The sequence below is a fragment of the Variovorax sp. YR266 genome, from assembly GCF_900107295.1.
Classification (GTDB): Bacteria; Pseudomonadota; Gammaproteobacteria; order Burkholderiales; family Burkholderiaceae_C; genus Variovorax.
The window spans coordinates 142699-160499 of record NZ_FNPM01000008.1; the positions used below are offsets into that span (position 1 = coordinate 142699).

The following is a 17801-nucleotide window of genomic DNA, read 5'->3' on the forward strand; positions in this document are numbered from 1 at the left end:
TGGCGTTGCCGTCGGGCCACAAGTCACCGGGATGTCACGGAGGCGCCATCGTATGGTCACGTGGCGGTGGGAGCCTACCCGTCCATGCAACGCGACGACGCCTTCCTTCGTGCATGGCACGACACCGCGACCCGGGCCCTCGACCCCGAGGACGATGATCGCGTACGTCCACCCCTGCAATTCCGCACCCTCTGGATTTCCGACCTGCACCTGGGCACGCCCGGCTGCCAGGCTCGTGCGCTGCTCGATTTTCTCAAGCACACCGAGTGCGAGACCCTGTTCCTGGTCGGCGACATCATCGACGGCTGGCAGCTCAAGCGCCACTGGTACTGGCCGCAGGCGCACAACGACGTGATCCAGAAGCTGCTGCGCAAGGCGCGCAAGGGCACGCGCGTGATCTTCATTCCGGGCAACCACGACGAGTTCGCCCGCAAGTACCTGCATCACAACTTCGGCGGCATCGACGTGGCCGAAGAATGGATCCACGAGACGGCCGATGGCCGCAAGCTCTGGATCATCCACGGCGACCTGTTCGACGGCGTCATCCAGTGCGCCAAGTGGCTCGCCTACGTGGGCGATTCGCTCTACGAGTTCACGCTCAAGCTCAACCGCCACCTCAACTCGCTGCGTGCGCGCATGGGGCTGCCGTACTGGTCGCTGTCGAAGTACCTCAAGGGCAAGGTCAAGCGCGCGGTGAGCTACGTGGGCGACTTCGAAGTGGCCGTGGCCCGCGAAGCCCGCAAGCGCGGCGCGCAGGGCGTGGTCTGCGGCCACATCCACCATGCCGAGATGCGCGACATCGACGGCATCCTCTATTGCAACGATGGCGACTGGGTCGAGAGCCTGACGGCACTGGCCGAGCATGCCGACGGCACGCTGGAAATCATCGACTGGGCGCAGCACATGCCCGTGCCGACGAAGGCGACGCCGCAGCGCGAAGCCGTCGCGGCCTGAGCCCGGCCGGGCAGGCTGGTCAGCCCTTGCGGCCGGGGTCGTTCGTCGTATGGCCGAGTTGCTCGCGCCAGGCGTCGTAATGCCGAAGCATGCTCTTGCTCATTTCGTCCATCCATAGCCACCAGGCCAGTGCGAAATTCTCGGGGCCATCGGGCTCCGGTGGCGTCTGGAAAAGGCTGGCGGGCGGTTCCGGCAGTTCGTAGTCGCACAGCCGCTCGACGCTGCTGTGCGGGAAGCCGGGAATGACAGTGCTCACTGCTGTGCTCCTTCGAGGGCGGCGCGTTCTCGGGCGCCCGGAACAACTCCCGCACGCATTGGAGCAGGAACCGGGACGCCGACGTATCGGATTATCCCGAATGAAAACAAAAGACTACGGAAGACGGTGGCTTTCGAGGCGCCATGCCGCGCGTGGCCGCGTTCGTCCGATCCGACAATGCCGCCGGGCCTCCGGGGGCCTCACACTCGGCCGGTGTTATTCCGACAGCAGGAGACGACAAACATCATGGCCTGGGCATTCACGGCGGCGGAGACCGCATTCCGCGACGAGGTTCGAGGCTTCCTGGCGCGTGAGCTGACGCCCGAACTGCGTGCCGCGGGCCGGCGCTGCTCCGGCATCTTCACCGACTACGAATACGGCAACCGCTGGCACCGTGTGCTGGCAAAGCGCGGCTGGAGCGTGCCGAGCTGGCCGGTCGAGCACGGCGGCACCGGCTGGACGCCGATGCAGCACTACCTCTTCGCGGCCGAGCTTGCCGCCGCCGATGCGCCACCGCGCGCACCCATGGGGCCGGGCATGGTCGCACCGGTGATCATCGCCTTTGGCACCGAAGCGCAGAAGCGCGCGTGGCTGCCCGGCATCCGATCGGGCGAGGACTACTGGTGCCAGGGCTACTCGGAGCCGCAGTCGGGCTCCGACCTGGCCTCGCTTCAGTGCAAGGCGGTGCGCGACGGCGACCACTATGTCATCAACGGCACCAAGATCTGGACCACCCACGCGCAGTACGCCAACCGCATGTTCTGCCTTGTGCGCACCACCTCGGGCGGCAAACCGCAGCAGGGCATCAGCTTCCTGTGCTTCGACATTCCGGCGCCGGGCATCACCATCCGGCCGATCATCAGCATCTCGGGCGACCACGAGCTCAACCAGGTGTTCTTCGACGACGTGCGCGTGCCGGCCGACGGGCTCATCGGCGAGGAGAACCAGGGCTGGGCCATCGCCAAGTACCTGCTGCAGCACGAGCGCGGCGGCGCATGGGCGCCCATGCTGCGCGCACGCCTGCGCCGGCTGACAACCGCGGCAGATGCAGCCTTTTCAGCTTCCGGCGGCGACGCACACGAAGCCGACGACATGGCCCTGCGCCTGGCCGAAGCCGAGTGCGCCATCGATGCGCTCGAAGCCACCGAGCTGCAATCGCTGCGCGCGCAGGCCCGCGGCGAGCAGCCGGGCATCCGCCCGTCGATGGGCAAGGTGCTGGGCTCCGAGCTGCGGCAGCGGCTGACCGAGCTTGGCGTGGAAATCGCCGCCCACTACGCCGCCGCCGACCTGCCGTTGGACGACGGCCTGCAAGGCGAGCTGCCGATTCCCGAAGACGCCGTGTTCTCTATGTCGGCCTACCTCAACGACCGCGCGGCTTCCATCTACGCGGGTTCCAACGAGGTGCAACGCAACATCGTCGCGGCCCACTTGCTGGCGAACTGAGGTCCTTCCATGAGCACCCTCACCGAGCAGGACGAAACCCTCGCGATGCTGCGCGACAGCCTCGCGCGCTACCTCGACGACAACCACGGCTTCGAGCAGCGCCTGTACGCGCTGCGCAAGGCCGACGATGCGCCTCCGCCGTTCTGGCAGGGCCTGGCCAGCGAGCTCGACCTGCTGGGCGCGGCGCTGCCCGAATCGCAGGGCGGCCTGGGCGGTGGCATGGCCGCCCACCTCGCGATGATGGAAACACTGGGCGGCGCACTCGCTGCCGAGCCGTACCTGTCGACGATGGTGATCGGCGCGGGCCTGCTGCAGCGCCACCCCGGCGCGCAGGCCGATGCACTGCTGAAACGCATCGTCGCGGGGCAGGCCGTGCTTGCCTTCGCGCACGGTGAGCCGCAGAGCCGGCACGACCGCGCCGATGTGCAGACCGAACTCGCGCGCGAATGCAACGGCTTTCGCCTGAACGGCCGCAAGGCCGTGGTGCACGCCGCGCCATGGGCCAGCCACTTCATCGTGAGCGCGCGCAGCGGCGCCGGTCTCTCGCTGCTCGTCGTGCCCAGGGAAACAGCCGGCGTGCGCCTGCGCGCCTACCCAACCCGCGACGGCGGCCGCGCCGCCGACATCGCCTTCGACGACGTGCGCCTGCCCGCTGAAGCGCTGCTCGGCGCAGAGGGCAGCGCGCTGCCGCAGATCGAGCGGGCGCTCGACGAAGCCACGCTCGCGGTCTGCGCCGAGTCCATCGGCGTCATGCGCCGCCTGATGCGCGACACGCTCGACTACGTACGCCAGCGCAAGCAGTTCGGCGTGCCGATCTCCAGCTTCCAGGTGCTGCAGCACCGCCTGGCCGACATGCACATGGCGCTGGAGCAGGCAGCCGCGCTCACTGCGAGCGTCGGCGAGCACGTCGACACAGCCGACCACAACGAGCGCGCCCGTGCCGTGTCTTCCGCCAAGGTCGCAGCCGCCAAGGCCTGCAAAGCCGTGGGGCAGGGCGCGGTGCAGCTGCACGGCGGCATGGGCATGACGGAGGAACTGGCGGTCGGCCACTACGTGCGACGCGCCACGCTCATCGAAGGCCAGTTCGGCCCGCCCGCGTGGCATTTGCGCCGCGTGGCGAAGCTGCGCCCGGCCGCAACGTAGACATCGGGGGCCCGCATTCGTCGCTTTGGACGATGCAGCCCCGCCGCCCCCGAGCCAAGATGCCTCCACACACAGGAGACAGACCATGGCAGGTCCATTGCAAGGCCTTCGGGTGATCGAGATGGCGGGCATCGGCCCCGGGCCCTTCTGCGCGATGCTGTTCGCCGACATGGGCGCGGAGGTGGTCCGCATCGAGCGCCCCGGCACGCGCACCGCGCCGCACGACATCCTCGCGCGCGGGCGCAGCACGCTGCAGGTCGACCTGCGCGCGGAAGGCGCGGCGCAATCCGTGCTCGACGCCATCGAAAAGGCCGACGTGCTCATCGAGGGCTTCCGTCCCGGGGTGATGGAGCGCCTGGGCCTCGGCCCCGCCGAATGCCATGCGCGCAACCCGCGGCTGGTCTACGGCCGCATGACCGGCTGGGGCCAGCACGGACCGCTCGCGCACGCGGCAGGCCACGACATCAACTACATCGCCATCAGCGGTGCGCTGCACGCCATCGGCCGCGCGGGCGAGCCGCCGGTGCCGCCGCTGAACTACGTGGGCGACTTCGGCGGCGGCGCGATGCTGCTGGCCTTCGGCATCCTCGCCGCACTGCACGAGGCGAAGAATTCCGGTCAGGGCCAGGTGGTCGATGCCGCCATGACCGATGGCGCGGCACTGCTGTCGGCCATGATGTACGGATTCAAGTCGGCTGGCCAGTGGGGCAACCAGCGCGGCGAGAACATGCTCGACGGCGGCGCGCACTTCTACGACACCTACGCCTGCGCGGACGGCAAGTACGTGGCCGTCGGCGCCATCGAGCCGCAGTTCTACGCGCTCATGCGCGAGCGCTGCGGCATCGCCGACGACCCCGCCTTCGACGCGCAGATGGACGCCGACCGCTGGCCGCTGCTCAAGCTGCGCATGGCCGACGTGTTCCGCACCCGCACGCGCGACGAGTGGTGCGTGCTGCTCGAAGGAAGCGACGCCTGCTTCGCGCCCGTGCTCGACTGGGACGAGGCCCCGGAGCATCCGCACAACGTGGCGCGCGGCACCTTCGCCAACGTGGGCGGCGTGGTGCAGCCCGCGCCCGCGCCGCGCTTCAGCCGCACCGCGTCCGTGGTGCCACAGGCCACGGCGCGCGATGACGGCTCCACCGTGCTGCGCCGCTGGGGCGTGGCGGCGGATGCCATCGCGCCCCTGTGCGGCGCCTGAAGGAGCCCCGCATGTTCCTCACCCAACCCCTGCTCAAAGGCCGCCGCGAAAACGCCCGGGCCACCGCCGTGGTCTGCGGCAACACGCGCCTGGACTTCGGCACCTTCACCGACCGCGTCGCACGCCTGGGCGCCGTGCTGAAGCAGCTCGGCATGGCGCGTGGCGACCGCGTCGGCATGATGAGCCTCAACTCGCACCGCTTCGTCGAATACTTCTTCGGCACCTGGTGGGGCGGCGGCGTCATCAACCCGGTCAACATCCGCTGGAATCCGAAGGAGGTCGCGTACTCGCTCGACGACTGCGATACCCGCATCCTGCTGGTCGACGACCTCTTCGCGCCCATGGTGCCCGCGCTGCGCCAGCTGTCGAAGTCGCTGCGCACCGTGGTGTATTGCGGCGACGGTGCCGTGCCCGAAGGCATGGCCGGCTACGAGGCGCTGCTGGCGCAAGCGCAGCCCATCGACGACGCACCGCACAGCGGCGACGAGCTCGCGGCCATCATGTACACGGGCGGCACCACTGGCCAGCCCAAGGGCGTGATGCTCACGCACGGCAGCCTGTGCATCGATGCGCTGGGCACGGTGGCGGCATTGCCGCGCGACACGCACGACGCGGCCGCCATCGTCGCGGCGCCCATGTTCCACGTGGCCGGCTGCGGCGTGGCGTTGCAGAGCCTGCTGCGGCAGATGCCGGTGCACGTGGTGCCGATGTTCGACGAACTGGCCGTGCTGCAGACCCTGCAGTCGGCGCGCATCACAGAGATGTTCCTGGTGCCGACCATGATCAAGCGCGTGATCGAGCATCCGCGCTTCGCCGAATTCGACCTGTCCAGCCTGCGCCTGCTGTCGTACGGCGCGGCGCCCATCGACGCGGCATTGCTCGACCAGGCCATGCGCGCCTTTCCGGGCACCGCGTTCGCGCAGGTGTACGGCATGACCGAGCTGTCGCCCGTCGTCACCGCGCTGCCGCCGCACTGCCACCTGCCCGGGCCCGACCGCGAGCGCCTGCTGCGCTCGGCGGGTACGCCGATCTCCATTGCCGAAGTGCGCATCGTCGACGGCGAAGACAACGAGCTGCCTCACGGCCAGGTCGGCGAGATCGTCGCGCGGGGCCCCATGGTCATGAAGGGCTACTGGAACAAGCCGGAGCAGACCGAGGCCGCGCTGCGCGGCGGCTGGATGCACACCGGCGACGGCGGCTACATGGACGACCAGGGCTTCGTGTACGTGGTCGACCGCATGAAGGACATGATCGTGAGCGGCGGCGAGAACGTGTATTCGGCCGAGGTCGAGAACGCCATCGCGCAGATGCCGCAAGTGCTGATGTCCGCCGTGATCGGTGTGCCCGACGACAAGTGGGGCGAGCGCGTGCATGCGGTGATCGTGCGGCGCGAAGGCATGGCGCTGGAGGCAGAGGCGGTCATCGCCCACTGCCGTGAGCAGATCGCCGGCTACAAGTGCCCGCGCAGCGTGGAGTTCCGCGACGCACTGCCGCTCTCGGCGGCCGGCAAGCTGCAGAAGTTCCAGCTGCGCGAACCCTTCTGGGCCGGCAGGGAGCGCCGCGTCGGCTGAGCCCCGCCAAGACCGCAAGACAACAAACCAAGGAAGACAACATGTCCATCGATTTCCGCCGCTCCTGGAGCGACGAAGACCTGGAGCTGTACCGCGACAACGTGGTGCGCTTCGTCGAGACCGAAGTGCTCCCGCACGACGAGGAAGCCCGCAAGCGCGGCCACGTGGGGCACGAGGTGTGGCGCAAGGCCGGCGCCCTGGGCCTGCTGTGCGCCGACATTCCCGAGGAATACGGCGGCGCGGGTGGCGACTTCCGCCATGAGGCCGTGGTCTACGAGGAGATGTCGCGCCGCGCGCTCACCGGCATGGCAACTTCGGTGCACGCCATCGTGGCGCATTACTTCCTCAACCACGGCACCGAGGCGCAGAAGCTCCACTACCTGCCGCGCATGGCGCGCGGCGAGCTGGTGGGCGCCATCGCCATGACCGAACCCGGCGCGGGCTCCGACCTGCAGGGCGTGCGCACCCGCGCCGAGAAGACGAAGGATGGGAAGGACGGCGGCTACCTCATCAATGGCTCCAAGACCTTCATCACCAACGGCTTTCTCGCCGGCGTGGTGCTGGTGGTGGCCAAGACCGATCCGACGCAAGGCGCCAAGGGCACGTCGATCCTCATCGTCGAGACCGAGGGCTGCAAGGGCTTTCGAGTGGGCCGCGTGCTCGACAAGATCGGCATGAAGGCGCAGGACACCTCCGAGCTTTTCTTCGACGACGTGCGCGTGTCCGCCGATGCTCTGCTGGGCGGCGTGGAAGGGCAGGGCTTTTTCCAGCTCATGAGCGACCTGCCTTACGAGCGCACCATCATCGGCCTGAGCGCGCTGGCCACCATGGAAGGCGCCTACCAGGCCACGCTCGACTACGTGCGCGACCGCAAGGCCTTCGGCAAGCCGATCGCAGAGTTCCAGAACACCAGGTTCAAGCTGGCCGAGATCGCCACGCAGATCAAGGTGGGCCGCGCCTTCATCGACCGCTGCGTGGAAGACCTCGTGGCCGGCAAGCTCGACACCGCCACCGCCTCGATGGCCAAGCTCTGGGGCTCGGAGGCGCAGGGCCGCGTGATCGACGAGTGCCTGCAGTTGTTCGGCGGCTACGGCTTCATGAACGAGTACATGGTGGCGCGCATGTACGCCGACGCCCGGGTGCAGCGCATCTACGGCGGCACCAACGAGATCATGAAGGAAGTGATCGCCAGGGCGCTTTGAGCCGCAGCGTGTTCAGTCAGGACAGCCGCCGGATCTCCGCCCGTGCAATCTCGCGGTGGGGGTACGACGGCGAGAGGCCGATGAACTGGGTGTACTTCTCGCGCGCCGCATCGGTGTGGCCCGCGTCTTCCAGCTCCAGCGCCTCCAGCGTGAACTGGGTGAAGAGCCGGTTGGCATCGTTCTCGCGCGCCGACGCGGCCAGCGACTTGGGCTGCAGTTCGGGTTGCGCGGCGTAGATCTGCCGCTGCACTTCGATCACCTCGATCAGCGCGCGGCCGATGCGCTGGATGTTCTCGTCCACGGGGTCGAGGCCGGTGGCCCGTACATCCGCAGCGGCCTGGTCCAGCAGATGCGAGGCCACGCGCAGCAACTGGTGGAGCTGTTTGTGCGTCGTCATGGGCGGGCCGCTCCGCGCACGCAGCAGCTTTCGGGCTTCGCCGCTTCGGCGAAGCCGGTTTCGTGCAGGGCCCTCATCCGTTGTTCCGCTTGGCGCTGGATGCCGCCGTCCGTGCGCGCGGCTTGCGCTGCGAGGCTGGCTGGGCCGCGGCTTCTTCCTCGGCACGCAGCTTCTCGGCGAGCTGGCTTGTCCGCTCGGCGATGGCCAGGCTCTTGGCCATTTCGGCGCCGTGCACCTTCACCGAGAACGCCTTGCTCACGCTGCCCTTGCCCGTGGTGTAGGTAATGGCCAGCCAGTAGCCGGGATGGCTGGGATTGGGCGTCTTGAAGTGGACGCCGCTCACGCCGCTGGTGTTGTTGCGCCGGGTGATTTCCGATTTGGAGCGCTTGGCCGTGCGCGGCCCGGGCGGATGGGCCGACAGCCCCATGCGGATCGCCTCTTCGGCCGGATGAATGCGCGCCAGCCCCGTCATGCGCTTGAGCTGCTGCGCGCGCTCCTGGATCGCCAGCGCCTGCGCGTCGTCGCCCAGGTCCGCGACGGAGAAGTCGGTGCGAAGAATCTCGTCCGGCGCGATGTAGGTCTTGGCCATCCACGCCCGCACACGGCCGCCCGGCGCGAGATGGTGGAACACGCCCGTCACGCCGGTGCTGTTGTTGGTGCGGTGTTTTTCGGCCCGCTCGCGGCGCGCCTGCGGCGGCACGCTGCGCACGATGAAGTCGCGCCAGTCCTGCGCGTGGAGCAGGGCCTGTTCCGCGCCGCCGTAGCTGGCCTTGCCGAACAGCCTGTGATGGCGAACGCCATTGCGAACTATGGAAACCTCGAAACCCCAGGACCTGGAGTAGATGCCGTACATGGCTGCCGGGTTGGGGATACCTTTGGGCATTCTCGACGTGATGCTGCTGCTTTTGCACTCAGTTTTGCTGAGTCTGATGGGCTCCCCGATTCGCTCGTCGCTCATCGGCGCGCGCATTTCGCAGCTATTTTGGCCCAAGCGCCATGACGATTCCGCGGAAGCGGTCATGCCCGGGACAACGCGGGGCACAGCGCCGGGGATGAGGCGTGCGTTTTCGCCGGCCCTTTCACTGCTGCGGCCTTGCCTCGGCGGTGGCCAGGCCGTGCTGCCGAGCGCCTTGCTGGGCGCCCTGCCGGAAGGGAATGGTGAGCGGGTCGTTGGCGGGGGCGGTGTTCGACATCAGCTTCTGCTCGAGCTGGCGCTCGCGCTCCTCGATGGCCAGCAGCTTGGCCTTCTCAGGCCCGTGCTCCTTGATGGAGAAGGCCTTGCTCACGCTGCCCTTGCCCGCGGTGTAGGTGATGGCGAGCCAGTAGCCCGGGTGGCCCGGGTTGGGCGCCTTGAAATGCACGCCGCTCACGCCGCTGGAATTGGTGCTGCGCCTGATCTCGGACTTCGAGCGCTTGGGCGCCAGCAGTTCGGAGTGGGTGGCCGGCGGGCTCTTGCGGATCGTTTCCTCGGCCGGATGCAGCTTCGCCAGCCCGGCCATGCGCTCCAGCTGCCGCTCACGCTCCTCGATGGCCAGCGCCTGCGCGGCCTCGCCCACCAGGTTCACGGGAAAGTCGGTGCGCAGGATCTCGTCCTGCCCGATATAGGTCTTGGCGACCCAGGCGCGCACCCTGCCGCCCGAGGCGACCTGGCAGAAGACGCCCGACACGCCGGTGGTGTTGTTGATCCGCAGCTTCTCGGCCCGGGTGCGCCGCGGCACCGGCGGCACGCTGCGCACCACGCCGTCGCGCCAGTTCTGTGCCTGCAGCAGCGCCTGCTCCTCGCCGCCGTAGCTGGCGCGGCCGAACTGCTTGTAGTAGCGCGTGCCATTGCGCACGATCGACACCTCGAAGCCCCAGGCACGAGGGTAGATGCCATACATGGCGGCGGGGTTGGGAATACCTTTGGGCATGGTGGCTTCGGCTTGCGTCGCTCTCTGTTGCTTGCGGTACCGCAGCGTTCGGAAGGCGCGGTTCCTGAGAGGGATGCTAGGGATTGCGAGGCGGCCGGGGTATCACCGGAATCCGTAGTAATCGTGACTGTCGAAGTCACTGCTGAAGCACTAAGTTCTACATTGGGGCCGGACAGGCTGCTACCTGATCACCCCAAGCCTGCGTGCAATGGCCACGGCCTGCGTCCGGCTCTTCGCGTTCAGCTTCATGTTGATGTTGCGCAGGTGCGTGCGCACCGTGCTGTCCGACACGAACAGCTTCTCCGCCATTGCGTTGTTCGAATAGCCCTCGGCCAGCAACTGCAGCACGCGGATTTCCTTGCGCGTCAGCGGCTCCTTCATGGCGTTGTCGCCGGTCGACGCTTCCGCTTCGCCTGTTGCCGCCGGTCCCACGGCGTGCAGCAGCCGCTGCAGATGGTCCGCCAGGATCGGGTCGTTGGTGCTGCCGCTGCGCGGGCCCTCATGCTGCGCTGCCGCATACCGATGCACCAGCATTCCCACGGCCGGCCCCTCGTCGAGGATCAGCCGCATGAACCCTTCCTGGCTTGCCGTCTGCAGCACTTCGCCGAATTCGTCGACGGCGGCGGCCGCGTCGCCGACACGCTGCAGTGCCAGCGCGCGCAGCACCTTGAGCTTGAGCACGCGCCGGTTGCGGGCCGAGGCCAGCGCGGCATGCAGCTCTGCGTCGAGCACGCCCAGCGCGCCGCGTGCGTCACCGAAGGTGATCTCCCAGCGTGCCTTCGCCAGCGCGAGGTAGTCGAGGTCGTGCGCCGGCAGGCGTTGCCGCTGCTCGCGCTCCCACAGCGCGGGGTCGTCGGCGCGCAGCAGTTCGTCGTGCGATGCGGGCCCGTTGCCCTGCAGCAGCAGCATGCGCGAGCGCTCCAGCTTGGCGCCCGCCACCACGCGCGGCAACTGCCGGTGGTGGCCCAGGTATTCGAGCTCGGTCAAGGCCTGGAAGGCCGCGTCGATGTCGCCCGCATGGAACGCGAGCCGAGAGCGCATCACGTGGCTCAGGATCATGTGGTCCGGCAGGCCCACGTCGCGCGCCAGCGGCAGGTACACGTTCAGCAGGTGCTCGGCCTGCACGAGCTGGTTGGTCTCGTACACGGCGCCCGCGTACAGCACGCCGGCCCATGCATTGCCGTGGCTGTGGTTGTAGGACACCGCATGCGTCGAATCGACCGCCATGCGCAGCCGCGCGGTGGCCTGCCGCAGGCGGCCTTCGTGCAGGTCGAACAGGCCGGCCAGCGACTCGGTATACATGCGGTTGAAGGTGCTGTTGCCCTGCTCGCGCCGAGCCACGTCGAGCAGGCGCCGCGCTTCCTGCTGGTCGCCGCGCACGGCCAGGATATGGGACATGGCGTTGAGCAGCACGCTGTCGGCAAAGGCCAGGCCGGTCGGCAGGCGCGCCAGGCTCGGCCGGCCGGCCTCGTAGGCCTCGTCGTGCCGGTCCTGCATGGCCAGCAGCAGGGGCACCAGCGTGTGGGCGCTGGCGCGCACTTCGGCAATGGGGCTGTCGAGGCAGCCCGACTGCTCCAACTGCCGCATCGCGTCCCACGGGCCATGGGTGAAGCAGGTGGCCCACAGCGAGATGGGCTGCAGGAACGGGTGTTCGCGCAGCTGATGCTCGGGTATCGCCGAGAACCAGCGCGCCAGCATGCGCATGCGGCCCTGTTCGAGGAACTGCGCCGCGTAGCTGTCGAGCAGGGTCAGCGCATACGGATGGTCGCCTCCCTCGATGGCATGGTCGATGGCGGGCACGGGGCGGTCATGCGCTTCGTACCAGCCCGCCGCCGCGAGGTGCAGGCGCTCCAGCTCGCCGGGCTGCTCGCGCGCCAGCTGCGCGCGCAGGAAGTCGGCAAACAGGCTGTGATAGCGCCACGCGTCGCCATCGCCGCTCACCGGCGTGACGAACAGGTTCGACGCGGCCAGCCGTTCGAGGATGGCCGCGCAGTCCACGCGCGGGCACAGCGCCTGGCACACCGACGCATCGAGCTGCCGCAGGATGCTGGTGCGCAGCAGGAAGTCGCGTATCTCCTGCGGCTGGTGCGCGAGCACGTCTTCGGCCAGGTAGTCGGCCACGGCGCGGTCTGAGCCTGAAAAGCGTTCGACAAAACCGCTCGTGGTGCCATGCCGCTCCAGCGCCATCGACGCGAGCCAGATCGCGGCCACCCAGCCTTCGGTCTTGCGGTACAGCTGCGACAGCATGTCGGCCGGCAACGCCTGGGTTGCCTGCGCCTGGCGCAAGCTGAAAAAGGCGCTGGTTTCTTCGAGGCTGAAGCGCAGGCGGTCGGTGTCGATCTCCATCAGCTGGCCGCGCGCGCGCAGCCGCCCCAGGCCCAGGTCGGGCAGGCTGCGCGAGCCGATCACGATCTGCCCGCGTCGCGGCAGGTGCTCGATGATCTCGCGCACCAGCCCCAGCACGGCCGGCTCCTGCACTCTTTCGAAGTCGTCGAGAAACAGCGTGAAGGGCGAGTCGTGGGCGGCCAGCGCAGCCACGGCATCGAAGGGCGCATTGGCGAGCGGCTCTTCCACACCCAGGCGCTGCACGGCCTCGGCCAGGCATGCGAGAAAGCGCGAGACGTCGTTGTCGGCGCGGTCCAGCGTGAGCCATGCAGTGGCAATGCCCTGCGCCTCCATGCGCTCGCGAATCTGCGCCATGGCCGTCGTCTTGCCGAAGCCGGCCGGCGCCCGCACGAGCACCAGCTTCACGGCTGCCGAGGCGATCTCCTCGCTGATAGCGGTGCGCAGCACCTGCGTGGCGACGAAGGCCGGGGGGTTGAGCTTGGTTTCGAGAATCCGGGGTGTGGGGGACTGCATGCGGTGCTGCTGAAATCCCGTCGTTTCCGACGATGTGTGCGGCTGATTCTGCTTCCTAAACTGGCTGTGGACAAACCCGTCAAGACACCTCAAGGACACCAGCAGATGCAACTCGATTCCAGCATTGCAGCCGTCGTCACCGGCGGCGCCTCGGGGCTCGGCGCCGCCACCGCGCGTCGCCTTGCCAGCCACGGCGTGAAGGTCGCGCTGTTCGATCTCAACGCCGGGCAGGGCGAGGCCTTGGCCAAAGAGCTGGGCGGCGTCTTCTGCAAGGTCGACGTCACATCCGAAGAGCAGGTCGACGCGGCGTTCGCCAAGGCACGCGCGGCGCACGGGCAGGAGCGCGTGCTCGTCAACTGCGCCGGCACCGGCAACGCGGTGAAGACCGCGAGCCGCGACAAGGCCACGGGCGAGATCAAGCACTTTCCGCTCGCCAATTTCGACCGCATCATCCAGATCAACCTGGTCGGCACCTTCCGCTGCATCGCCAAGTCGGCGGCCGGCATGCTCACGCTCGACATGCTGCAGGACGGCGAGCGCGGCGCCATCGTCAACACCGCCTCGGTGGCGGCGCAGGACGGCCAGATGGGCCAGGCGGCCTACACCGCGTCGAAGGCCGGCATCGTCGGCATGACGCTGCCGATTGCGCGCGACCTCATGAGCGAGGGCATCCGCGTGAACACCATCCTGCCGGGCATCTTCGACACGCCGCTGCTGCAGGGCGCACCCGACAACGTGAAGGCCGCACTGGCGGCGTCGGTGCCGTTTCCGAAGCGGCTGGGCAACCCGGCGGAGTACGCGACGCTGGCGGAGCTGATGATCACCAACGGATATTTCAACGGCGAAAGCGTGAGGCTCGACGGCGCTATCCGCATGGCGCCGCGCTGAGCGGTTCGACCCTCCGCACGCTCGCGCACGGACATACCTCTTATGGGGGATGTGCAGGCGCGCACCTTCCGATTGAATTCGCAGCCAGAGGCAGCATGGTCGGGCGATGCATCGGCCGTACCAGGTGCCACTGGAGGGGAATTCGATGAGCGCTATCGACGAAGAGGTGACCAGGCGACGCGACGCGCTGGGCGATCCCGCTTTGACAGGTTCGACCCGGAAGTGGGGGCTTGCGCTTTCGGGCGGTGGCATCCGCAGCGCAACTTTCTGCCTCGGCGTTTTCAGCGCGCTCGCGCGGCGAGGGGCGCTGCTGCGCTTCGACCTGATGTCCTCGGTGTCGGGCGGCGGCTATGCAGCCTCCATGCTCGGGCGGCTCTTCAGCAGGGCGCGCAATCGCGCGGATCTCGATCGCATCCAGGACGAAGTCGGCAAGGCCGGATCGAGCTGGTTCATCTGGTGGCTGCGCGCCAACGGTCGCTACCTGATTCCGCGCGGGCCGCTCGACCGCACCTTCGCGGTGGCGCTGTACCTGCGCAACCTGCTCGGCGTGCACGTGGAGCTGGGCCTGGTGTCCGTGCTGGCGGGGCTCGCGCTTGCAGCGCTGAATCTGGTGGCCTGGTGGGGCATGGCGGAAGTGGGGTACCTGCCCGGCATCGCGGGCTACTTCCAGTGGCTGGCCGAGTGGCTGCCGTCGTGGACCCCGGTGGTCTGGCTGGCGCTGCCGGTGGTCGGAGTGTTCGTGCTGGTCCATGCGTCGGCTTATTGGGCCGTGCCGTGGGTGGAGGCCACGCGCCAGCAAGGCGGCGTCTGGAGGATCTGCCTGGCCGTGCTGGTCGCGAGTGCCCTGCTGCTCGGGCTGGGCCTGACATTCGGAGATGTCCGCAGCGAGACCGGCGACGATCTCAGGAACTTTCTCTGGAGCGGTTTCGGCGTGCTGATCGCCGTCTGGTTCTTTGCTGTGCGCCTGGCGGACGGCGTGTTGACGGAGTCCGAAGACCGCGACACGCACCAGCCGCAGTCCGACAAGGCGCGCAACCTCCTGACGAACAAGCTCGCCTTCAGTTTTCGCGTGCTGATCGTCGTGCTGGCGATCGGTCTGGCCGATCGGCTCGCATGGCATGTGGCGTTCCAGCAGATCGGGCTGGCGAGTGCGGGCATTTATCTCGCGATGGCAGCGGCAGTGTTGCGTGCGGTGCTGCCGCTGGCGTCGAACCTGGTGCCGGGGCGGTCGACGTCGAAGGCCCTCATGGCCATTGCGCATCTGCTGGGCTATTTGCTGGCCTTCCTGCTGTTCGCGTGGTGGGTGTCGCTGGTGTACAAGGCCGTGCTGGGCGGGCTGTTCGTGCCGCGCCAGGACCTGGCTTTTTCCGATGCATGGCGCATCTGGGGGCTGCTGCTGGTGCCGGTCGTGAGCTATCTCTGGTGCACGGGCAAGACGCCGGCGTTCCTGAACCTCTCGTCGCTGCATGCCTTCTACCGGGCACGGCTGATCCGCAGCTATCTGGGTGCGGCCAACGCGCAGCGTTTCGGCCAACCTTCGGCGCAGGGCGCGTACGGGGTTCTGGGGGCGTTGGACTCCGTGCCGGCCGTGTTCCCGCCAAACCTGGACACCGCTTCGGTCAACACGATCGTTGCGGACGATGACGCCGATCTTGCGCACTACAAGCCGCAGGCCCCTGGAGGACCGGTCCACCTGCTCAATGTGTGCCTCAACCAGACCAAGGACCCGAGGGGGCAGCTCTTCAACCAGGACCGCCGTGGCCTGTCGTTGACCGTGGCGTCGGGCGGCTTCATGCGGGTGGGGCAGGAAGAGTGGAAAGAGCTGAAAGGCAGCGACACGCCGATGACGCTCGGCAGCTGGATGGCGGTGTCGGGTGCCGCCGTGGCACCGGGCCTGGGCAAACTCACGCGCGGCGGGGTGGCTGCACTGCTCGTGTTCGCGGGCGTGCGGCTGGGCTACTGGTGGCGCCAGCCGGAGAAAGACAAGAAACATTGGTCGGATTTCCTGACCAAGTCGTGGGGCCTGATGCGCGAGACGCTGGCGATCTTCGAGGGCAAGGAAGGCCGCGACTGGTTCATGACCGATGGCGGGCATTTCGAGAACACCGGCGCCTACGCGTTGCTCTCGGAACGCGCGGAAGTCATCGTTGTGGTGGATTGCGGAGCCGACCCCGACTACACCTTCGGCGATGTCGAAAACCTGGTGCGCAAGGCACGCATCGACTTGCAGGCCGACATCGAGTTCCTGCGGCCCCGGCGGGCATTGCCGGGCGAGGTTCCGCGCGGGCTGGCGTCGGAGCCCTCGGGCTTCTACGGTGCGCTGCACGCATTCGGCTCGCTGCAGGAGCTGGCCTCGAACGCGAGCAATGCCTGCCTGGCGGTGGCCCGTATCAATTACTCCGACAGGGACGGGGTTGTGGAGGTGGGGCCGAAGCTGAAGCGGGAGCGCGGAATCCTGCTGATCGTCAAGCCGAACATGTGCAAGGGCCTGCCCATCGATCTTCAGAACTTCAAGCGGGCAGCGCCAACCTTTCCCCAGGAAACGACCGCCGACCAGTTCTTCTCGGAAGCGCAATGGGAGAGCTACTTCCGGCTCGGGCAGGTCCTGGCGCAGGACCTGAGCCCGGCATTCATCGAGGCTCTGCGCGCGGACTGCGTCAAGAACGAGCCGGCGCATTTCGTGCCGGACGACTGCTCGGTGGCCCTGTCGGGCGCTGCGCTGAACGGCGACGAAAAAGCGGCACGCGGACGCATCATCGGCAGCGTGGGCGCAACGGCGGTGGGTGCGTCGATCGGGCTGGGCGCGGCAGCGACGCTGGGGGTGTCCGCCTGGCAGGCGATCGACAGTGTGAAGGTGGGGAGCGCCAGCCGCGTGGACAGGGAGCGCAAGGCGCTCGATGAACTGAGCGATCTCTGGAGCAAGCTGCCTGCGGCTCTTCCTGCGAATGCCAGGCCGACGCAGGTCGCTCCCCAGCTCGAGGCGCTGGCCAGCGAGCTTCTCAAGACCGCGGATACGCTGTGCCCGGCTGGCGAGGTGGACTGGTTCAAGCGCTCCGAGCTGGCCAGGCGCATCTATGCCGACACCCTCAGCGAGTGCCGCAAGGTGGTGCCCTATGTCTTTTCTCGCGCTTGCAAGGGGCTTGTGGAGGCAGAGCATCCGGAGGCGCAGAGCAGGCTTGCCGTCTGCCTCAAGCAGGAGCCGGGCAAGACCTCCAAGGAGCCGCTGCCGCGCTATTGGGGCTATGACTATTCGGCCGTGGCGCCGCTCGATGGCATGCACCTTTGCAGTCCATTCCGCGCCGAATTGCTTAAAGCCCGCAATCGGTATCTGGCTGATTACGGAGAGGCCGACGATCAAAGCGCTTCGCTGTCCGGGAAGGATGCAGGAGCGCCGGAGTCGAACGACCTTGGCGCGCGACGCGCATGCCCCAAGGTAGAGGCGACGCCAGCCGGGGCCCCGCCGCCGGCGGTTTCTCCTGCCGCGATTCCACCAGCACCAGCTGCGTCGTCGCCCGCATCTGCCGCATCGTCGCCTTCTGTTGCACCACCAGCGCCAGTCGCTCCCGCTGCGACGCCTCGCAGCGAGGCCGCGAGGAGCGAGTCCTGCAAGGGCGAGAGGGTCTACATCCAGATTTACGACGGCAGCCAGAGAGACAGCGTACGTACCTATCGTGAGCGTTGGCAGCAAATAGGTGCCAGCGTGCCGCCGATCGAAGACGTCACGGAGTCGGCGCGCAAGAACAACCTCCCGCCGCCGAGGCAGGTGAGCCAGCCCACGGTGCGCTATCACGACAAGGCGTCGATCGGTTGTGCCTACGCGCTGCTTCGCGAGGTGGGCTATCCCAATTGGCTCGTGGAGCAGCTGTCCCCCCGACTCAAGCCGAGCAATCGCACCGTCGAGGTCTGGATTCCGACCTCGGCGTCACTCTCCGCGAAGTAGGGGACGGAAAGCGGGAGTCCAAAATCGTCCGTTCCGACGA

Annotated in this window: 13 protein-coding genes; 8 read left to right on the forward strand and 5 right to left on the reverse strand. The window is 68.0% G+C overall.

From position 1 onward, the window contains the following. Positions 1-84: 84 nt before the first annotated feature. The gene (locus BLW48_RS21290) at positions 85-954 is read left to right on the forward strand and encodes a UDP-2,3-diacylglucosamine diphosphatase (protein ID WP_093056679.1); all 870 of its coding nucleotides are present in this window, start codon (positions 85-87) and stop codon (positions 952-954) included. A 19-nt stretch (positions 955-973) separates the two neighbouring features. Here the strand turns inward: BLW48_RS21290 and BLW48_RS21295 are convergent, their stop codons facing one another. Beyond that, entirely contained in the window at positions 974-1210 is a 237-nt protein-coding gene (locus BLW48_RS21295; protein WP_093177340.1) for a hypothetical protein, read from the reverse strand. A 246-nt stretch (positions 1211-1456) separates the two neighbouring features. Between BLW48_RS21295 and BLW48_RS21300 the strand changes: the two genes are divergently transcribed. The 5 genes from BLW48_RS21300 (at position 1457) to BLW48_RS21320 (ending at position 7767) form a co-directional block, all read left to right on the forward strand. Then, a complete protein-coding gene (locus BLW48_RS21300) occupies positions 1457-2653 on the forward strand; it encodes an acyl-CoA dehydrogenase family protein (protein ID WP_093177341.1) in 1197 nt (398 codons plus the stop codon). A gap of 9 nt (positions 2654-2662) precedes the next feature. Then, positions 2663-3796, forward strand: coding sequence for an acyl-CoA dehydrogenase family protein (locus BLW48_RS21305; RefSeq protein ID WP_093177343.1), 1134 nt, complete (start codon positions 2663-2665; stop codon positions 3794-3796). Positions 3797-3881: 85 nt separating this feature from the next. Further along, the gene (locus BLW48_RS21310; RefSeq protein ID WP_093177344.1) at positions 3882-4994 is read left to right on the forward strand and encodes a CaiB/BaiF CoA transferase family protein; all 1113 of its coding nucleotides are present in this window, start codon (positions 3882-3884) and stop codon (positions 4992-4994) included. An 11-nt stretch (positions 4995-5005) separates the two neighbouring features. Then, positions 5006-6565 (forward strand): long-chain-fatty-acid--CoA ligase, encoded by a 1560-nt coding sequence (locus BLW48_RS21315; protein ID WP_093177346.1) that lies wholly within the window; start codon positions 5006-5008, stop codon positions 6563-6565. Between the two features lie 41 nt (positions 6566-6606). Further along, positions 6607-7767, forward strand: coding sequence for an acyl-CoA dehydrogenase family protein (locus tag BLW48_RS21320; protein ID WP_093177348.1), 1161 nt, complete (start codon positions 6607-6609; stop codon positions 7765-7767). 16 nt (positions 7768-7783) lie between these two features. On the opposite strand, the gene BLW48_RS21325 is transcribed toward BLW48_RS21320, so the two are convergent. From BLW48_RS21325 to BLW48_RS21340, 4 genes are all read right to left on the reverse strand, one after another. After that, entirely contained in the window at positions 7784-8164 is a 381-nt protein-coding gene (locus BLW48_RS21325; RefSeq protein ID WP_093056673.1) for a hypothetical protein, read from the reverse strand. 73 nt (positions 8165-8237) lie between these two features. Further along, complete coding sequence (locus BLW48_RS21330; protein WP_256330853.1) at positions 8238-9047, reverse strand: AP2 domain-containing protein; 810 nt, start codon at positions 9045-9047, stop codon at positions 8238-8240. 196 nt (positions 9048-9243) lie between these two features. Beyond that, the gene (locus BLW48_RS21335) at positions 9244-10074 is read right to left on the reverse strand and encodes an AP2 domain-containing protein (RefSeq protein WP_093177351.1); all 831 of its coding nucleotides are present in this window, start codon (positions 10072-10074) and stop codon (positions 9244-9246) included. Between the two features lie 180 nt (positions 10075-10254). Continuing rightward, positions 10255-12933 (reverse strand): winged helix-turn-helix domain-containing protein, encoded by a 2679-nt coding sequence (locus BLW48_RS21340; RefSeq protein WP_093177352.1) that lies wholly within the window; start codon positions 12931-12933, stop codon positions 10255-10257. 105 nt (positions 12934-13038) lie between these two features. Between BLW48_RS21340 and BLW48_RS21345 the strand changes: the two genes are divergently transcribed. Then, positions 13039-13821, forward strand: coding sequence for an SDR family NAD(P)-dependent oxidoreductase (locus BLW48_RS21345; protein ID WP_093177354.1), 783 nt, complete (start codon positions 13039-13041; stop codon positions 13819-13821). Positions 13822-13966: 145 nt separating this feature from the next. Next, positions 13967-17761 carry a patatin-like phospholipase family protein gene (locus BLW48_RS21350; RefSeq protein ID WP_177142378.1) on the forward strand — a complete coding sequence of 1265 codons (3795 nt, stop codon included), beginning with the start codon at positions 13967-13969 and terminating at the stop codon, positions 17759-17761. The last annotated feature ends 40 nt before the right edge of the window (positions 17762-17801 follow it).